This is a genomic window from Kamptonema formosum PCC 10802 (genome assembly GCF_000332335.1).
Taxonomy (GTDB): domain Bacteria; phylum Cyanobacteriota; class Cyanobacteriia; order Cyanobacteriales; family Oscillatoriaceae; genus Oscillatoria.
The window spans coordinates 2990722-2996896 of the sequence record NZ_KB235948.1 but is presented as its reverse complement, the minus strand read 5'-3'; the positions used below and the strand labels follow the sequence as shown (position 1 = coordinate 2996896).

5 protein-coding genes and 1 tRNA gene are annotated in these 6175 nt (G+C 54.7%); 1 reads left to right on the top strand and 5 read right to left on the bottom strand.

Features of this window, described 5'->3' with window-relative positions; all coding sequences use genetic code 11:
• Nucleotides 1-191 precede the first annotated feature (191 nt).
• From OSC10802_RS0112815 to OSC10802_RS0112790, 5 genes are all read right to left on the bottom strand, one after another.
• Nucleotides 192-265 (bottom strand) — tRNA-Pro (locus OSC10802_RS0112815).
• 48 nt (nucleotides 266-313) lie between these two features.
• Nucleotides 314-679: a DUF1818 family protein gene (locus OSC10802_RS0112810; RefSeq protein ID WP_017717168.1), complete on the bottom strand. Its 366-nt coding sequence runs from the start codon at nucleotides 677-679 to the stop codon at nucleotides 314-316.
• A gap of 41 nt (nucleotides 680-720) precedes the next feature.
• Nucleotides 721-1194, bottom strand: a complete 474-nt coding sequence (locus OSC10802_RS0112805; protein WP_017717167.1) for a hypothetical protein — start codon at nucleotides 1192-1194, stop codon at nucleotides 721-723.
• A gap of 106 nt (nucleotides 1195-1300) precedes the next feature.
• Complete coding sequence (locus tag OSC10802_RS0112800; protein ID WP_017717166.1) at nucleotides 1301-2950, bottom strand: ABC1 kinase family protein; 1650 nt, start codon at nucleotides 2948-2950, stop codon at nucleotides 1301-1303.
• Between the two features lie 186 nt (nucleotides 2951-3136).
• Nucleotides 3137-4201 (bottom strand): mannose-1-phosphate guanylyltransferase, encoded by a 1065-nt coding sequence (locus tag OSC10802_RS0112790; protein ID WP_017717164.1) that lies wholly within the window; start codon nucleotides 4199-4201, stop codon nucleotides 3137-3139.
• Nucleotides 4202-4442: 241 nt separating this feature from the next.
• Between OSC10802_RS0112790 and OSC10802_RS0112780 the strand changes: the two genes are divergently transcribed.
• Entirely contained in the window at nucleotides 4443-5855 is a 1413-nt protein-coding gene (locus tag OSC10802_RS0112780; protein WP_232731669.1) for an LCP family protein, read from the top strand.
• Nucleotides 5856-6175 lie beyond the last annotated feature (320 nt).

Here is a 6175-nt window from a genome sequence, read left to right as displayed (position 1 = left end):
GCCCAAAGTTCGCAGTTGGGCTTTAGCCCAAAGGTTCGTAGTTGGGCTTTAGCCCAAAGGTTGGTAGTTGGGCTTTAGCCCAAAGTATGTAGTTGGGCTTTAGCCCAACCGGCGTCCCCTGCTGGCATAGATATGAGAATTGGCCCTGGAAAGGCCAAGGCCATTTCCAGAGCCAATCATCTGTAACTCAATCGGAGCGGCGGGATTTGAACCCACGACCCCTACTACCCCAAAGTAGTGCGCTACCAAGCTGCGCTACGCCCCGTTGCAGACTTTTATATTAGCACATCGTTTTCAGCCGGCGCAAGTAGTTCTAAAAAACTTTTAGAACTAGAGCTGCTTGGACGAGACTGGGGACTGCCGGTGGGGGCCAGTGGCCCTCGGCGCGACGGCCCGCGTGCAGGATCAGGTGGAGACTGTAGGCGTGGGGTAATCCTTCAGCCTCTAACCATAATAGATCGCTTTCGACCTCGCAAGCAATCTTTTCCTCATCCATCAGCTCACCGGCCATGTCAGCCATTATAGCATCCAGCTGCCCCAACAGCCGGCAAAAGTCGCTCAACTCCGCCTCTGTCAGCTCGATGGCCCAGTCCCCCCCGCCCACTAAACCCTTAAATTCAGGGGCGTCAGGCTCCCAGCCCAAGCGCCACCCCGCCCCACTCTTGACCAGACGCTCCATGACCTGCTGCCGGCTCTCCCCAGCTTATCGGGTAATGCGTATCACATTGTACACTCCGACCGACCTTGGCGGAGCGAGGGAGAGCCTGTTAGTTCTGGCCTCTTGAAAAATTCTGGAACGTCCGCCCTGTCTTGAAGAGAGAGATTCTCAGAGAGTCCTTTCGGCCACAGGTGGAAACCGCCCCGGCTGAAGAGAGGGATTTCCCAAGTGCCCCAAATGCCGTTCTGGTCAGCGTACCCGTCGTAGAAAACGGTGTGGGTGGGATAGGTCTTGCGCAGCGAGCAGCGCAGTTTCTCCGTGTCGTAATGCCCGCGCCAAGTGAAGTAATCTACGTCATCAATGCCACTGCCACTGACAGTTCCGTTTTTAAAGGTGAGGGTAAAAGACATCATGTGCCTGCCGGCTTGAGGGCCGAATTCAAGGGTGTAAAAGCCTTCCCACTCGCCACTCGGAAACAAGGGATTCGTTTCCAGGTTCTCTCCGGATTGGCTCAGATCGCGCTCATTCTTTCTCACAGCTTGCCTCCAAAAATCTGCTCTGTCTAATTCACCGTGTTAGAAACCAGGTTGGCTAAAGAAACCTGGTCTCTAAATGTTGAGTTTATTTCTGCCGGCACACTGATTACTTCAAACGCCCAGAGCGGATAATACTCCAAATCAGCCACAGCCCGATGAGGCTGGCGGCAGCAAATAGGGCATTGCTCAGGAAAGACAGCTGAATGGTCTGAGCCTGACTGGAGATAATAGCCGCCCCAATAATCAGCGAGCCAACCACAATGCTAAAAGACAGCCGGTTGGCAGAATCATCAACACTGCGGCGGACGCCATCGAGGTCTTTCAGGGTTAAATTCCAGCGCAAAGTTTCAGAAGTCACTCGGTCTAGAAGCACCTCAACGTGGCGGGGAGATTGCAAAGAAAGACTTTTAAGATCCAGGGCGGTTCTCAGAACAGCTTGCAGGGGGTCATTCCCGAATAACTGCCGGCGAAACAGGTCTGTAATTAAGGGCCTGAGTTCGTCGATCAAATTAACTTCTGGGTTGAACATGCGGGCCACGCCCTCCAAATTTGCCAGAGCTTTTGCATACAGCCCCATATTGCTAGGCAGGCGAATTTTATTGTCGCGGGAGACTTGCAGCACCTCATAAAACACCTGAGAGAAATTAATTTGAGAGAGGCTCAGGCTGTAATACTTGCGCAGCATCCGGCTGTAGTCGCTTTCTAAATTGGCAACCTTCTCTGGCTGGGCGGACTCAGCCAATTGCAAGGTTAACTGAGTGCACCGCGCCGCGTCTAAGTCAACAATTGCCAGCAGCATCTGCGTCAGAGTCTGCTGAGTCCGGGGGTCAAGGCGTCCCATCATGCCGCAGTCGAGAATTGCGACGCGCCCGTCTCTGAGGTAAAATAAATTGCCAGGATGGGGGTCAGCGTGAAAGAATCCGTCAACATAGATTTGCTGGAAGAAAGCGCGGAAGAGCAGCGTAGTAATGGCTTGCCGCTTGGCAGCGATATCAGCCTTATTTCCAGCGCCGAGTAAATCGGCTGACAGGAGCGGCACTCCGTCTAGCCACTCCAGCACCAGAAGTCTTTCGGCTGTCAGTTCCCAGTAAATTTCTGGAACCACCAACTGTTTGGGGTCAAACCAATTGCTGGCAGACATATTGCGGCGCAGCTGGTTGGTATAGTTGGCTTCTTGGGTGAAATCGAGTTCTGCCTGTATGGCGATCGCAAATTCATCCGCCAAGGCAACAACATCGTAGTCCTTGCCAAAATCGGTCAGGGATACCAATTCCGCCACCCCTCTGATCAGAGCCAGATCCTGCTCGACAACGAGATCAATGCCCGGGCGCTGGATTTTTAAAGCGACTTCGCGACCGTCCTTCAAGGTGGCGCGATGGGTTTGCGCAATGGAGCCGGCGGCGATTGCGGAGCGAGAAATGGCGGTAAAAGTTTCTTCTAAAGGCTGCCGCAGCTGTTTGCGGATGACAAGTTCTATTTCTGACCAAGGAACCGGCGGAACATTGGCCTGTAAATCGGTGAGGGCGTCAATGTATTCTGCCGGCAGCAGGTCTGGGCGCGTGCTCAGCAGCTGTCCCAGTTTGACATAGACCGGCCCCAACTCCACCAAAATATTGCGGAGAACAGCCGGCGGCGGCAGTTGAGGCTCATCAGCCTTCCCACCGGTCATGACACTCCGCATGTAATCCCAGCCGTTGCGGAAGACGACTTCCAGGATTTCTCCCTGGCGCGAACTGGTTTTAGTTAAAGAAAGCATGGTTATTGCTAATTTTTTATTGCGTCTGTTACCGCAAAATTTAGAGATAGGGCGCTGGGAAATAAGTCGAATTTTTAAATTGAATGTTCGGAAATTTTACCGAATAGTAAAATTCTGAATAGCCTTAAGAATTCAGAACTTTCCCATGCCCTATGCCCGGGGGCGGTACCCAACAGGAAATGATGGCTACAGAAGATGCCTGTATTTTGGGTCATCTTGCAGGAGCTTGAGCACCTGCTTAATTTCCTGGGTGCGGTGTTTTTTCACAATCAGGGTGACGTTGCGGTCGCGAACAACGACCACATCCTCCAAACCAATGGTAACAATTAGCTCATCGGGGTCTGTGTCGTAGAGAATAGTCCTGTAGGTGTCCATCCCCACATGATTGGCGAACTCGACATTAGGTTTGTCCCCTTTCAGCAGGCGCTCCAGGGTGTTCCAGTCTCCGAGATCGTCCCAGCCAAACTCTGCCGGCAGCACAAAGGCCAGCTCGGTTTTTTCCATCAAAGCGTAGTCGATGCTCGTCTTGGGCAGTTCGGAATAGATAGCTGGCCCTTTTTCTTTCAGGGGAATGTAAATCTCCTCAGCGTGTTTCTTGAGTTGCCTGAGAAACACGCCGGCACGGAAGACAAACATGCCGCTGTTCCAGCTGTAGCGCCCGGTGGAGAGAAAGCTCTGAGCCGTCCAAAAGTCAGGCTTTTCCGTGAACCGGCTCACCCGGTAAGTCAGCAACCTCCCGAATATGCCCACAGGTTGCCCTTGCTCAATGTAGCCGTAGCCGGTGGCGGGGTAGGTGGGTCTAACCCCCAGGGTGACGATGGCGTCAGTGGCGATGGCCAGAGAGATGGCAGCGCGGATGGTTTTCTGAAACGCTACCTGATCTCCAATCCAGTGATCGGCGGGGAAGAAGCCAACCACGGCGTCCTCCCCATAGCGCCGAGCAATCTCAAGGGTAGCCCAAGTGACTGCCGGTGCGGTGTCGCGCCCTTCCGGCTCGACCAGCAAGTTGTCCCAGTAGAGCCCTTGCAGCTGTCCTCGGACGCCCTCAGCCAGAGGGGCGGAGGTGACCGCCCACAAACGCGCCCAACCCTCGTCGGCGAGTGGGAGCAGCCGTTCAGCGGTTGATTGCAGGAGAGTTTTACCGCTCCCATCCAGACTTAAAAATTGCTTTGGCCGGTACGAGCGGCTGAGTGGCCAAAAGCGCTCACCTTTGCCGCCGGCAAGAATAACAGGGATCAAGGAGCGATACATGGTTGTTGGCAATTAGCCCGTTGCTAGCTCTACTTACTGCGCCTGATCGTACAAGGTTTTTTCCGGTTCTGCCTCAGTCGGGAGAATATCTCCAGAAGCTGCCGGTGGCGGTGGGGGAGGACAAAACTTGGCGGCTGCGCCGGCACTCAGCATGTATTGGGATGCGGCTGCCCGATAGGGTCAGCTATAATCGTTCCCGTTAGACCGATGTGGTGCGGGTGAGGTCAAAGTGGAAGAAGCAGTGGAACCGCTTCAACAAGACGCAAAATCTGGACAGTCCCATGCTTCGGGCTTCCTTAAGGCTAGAGCGAGTGCCGGCATTCGGCTGGCACTGCGCAGAGCCGGTTTGGCAGTCAGTAAGTCGCTGCTGTGCAGTTTTGGATTGGTTCTGACGGCAACAATGTCTGCCACCCTGGGGGCAACAGTGGCCCTTGTTGCGCCGCTGTCGCTGCCGAGTGTTTCTGGGCAGTCTGCAGTGCCAGGGGCAGCCGACAGGGAGTACAATTTGCCCTACCGGCTGGCGCGCCCTGTCAATATTTTAGTCATGGGGATTGACCGGGTTCTTACGGCGAGGGAACACTCGCCGGAAATCTTCACGGGGAACAGCGATACAATGCTGCTGCTGCGGCTCAATCCCGGGGAAAACAAAGTGAATATGCTTTCCATTCCCAGGGATACCCGGGTGAAAATTCCGGGAGTGGGCACCGGCAAGATCAACAGCGCCAATGTCAAAGGGGGCCCAGCCCTGGCGGCGCGGACGGTGAGCGCTACGCTCAACGGCGCACCGATTGACCGCTATGTGCGCGTCAGCACCGGCGCTTTTCGGGAGCTGGTGGATCTGTTGGGTGGCGTTGAGGTGTTTGTTCCCAAACCCATGTACTATGTGGACGAAACGCAAAAGCTGCATATCGATCTCGCTGAAGGGTGGCAAACCCTCAATGGCGAACGGGCGGAGCAGTTCGCGCGGTTCCGCGACAAGATAAACGGAGATATTGGGCGGGTGCAGCGGCAGCAGGCTTTACTGAAGGCGTTGCGCAACCGGCTCACCAGTCCGGGGGTGCTGCCGCGTTTGCCTCAAATTATCCAGGTGATGCAAAAGTATGTTGACACCAATCTCAGCCTCGAAGAAATGCTGGCTGTGGTTAATTTTGCCATGAAGATCGAGCAGGCTGATGTGAGAATGGTGCTGTTACCCGGTCGTTTCAGCGCCCCTGAGGAATATCCGACCAGTTACTGGATTATGGACGAGGAAAAGCGCAACCGGCTGGTGCGCGACTATTTCCAGATCGCATCCCAGCCCCTCCCTCGCCAGCCCCTAGTGGAGCGCAAGACCGATCGCCGGCTGCACAGCCCCCTGAAAATTGCCATCCAGAATGCCTCTAGCTCTCCTGAGATTGGCGACGTTATCACCCAGTATCTCGAAGACCGGGGCTTTGACAATGTATACGTCGTGCGGGATTGGCCCGACACGCAACTCCAAACGCAAATCATTGTCCAGAAAGGTGATTTGCAAGGAGCCTCATACCTCAAAACAGCCTTGGGCTTAGGCGAGATCGAATCCGATTCTACCGGTGATCTGGACTCTGACCTGACGGTTCGCATCGGTGACGATTTGGTCAAGTCCTACCTGGAATCCCCTCCAGCGTCTCCCTAAACTCCTTTCCGGTTGCATCTACTTCGCCACTGGCGGCAAGCAGCACAACAGCAGCCTCTGGGGTGCCGGCGATCGCCGCCGCTGCGCTAGCCTCTGGGAAATACTGCTCGCTCGACTGACTCTGGCACAGGGCGTCAGTGACCGACTTCCAGCTCTAAAACCATCCGGGGTGAGGGTAAGAGCAAGAGTGAGAGGGCAACCTCATACCCTTGCCCTTACCCTTTTCCCTCTTTAGGAGGATGATTTATAGCGTTTTTCATATTATAGCAGTAGCCACTTAGATTAGGACATTAAACCTTCAGGGCAGCCAGACGCTGGCC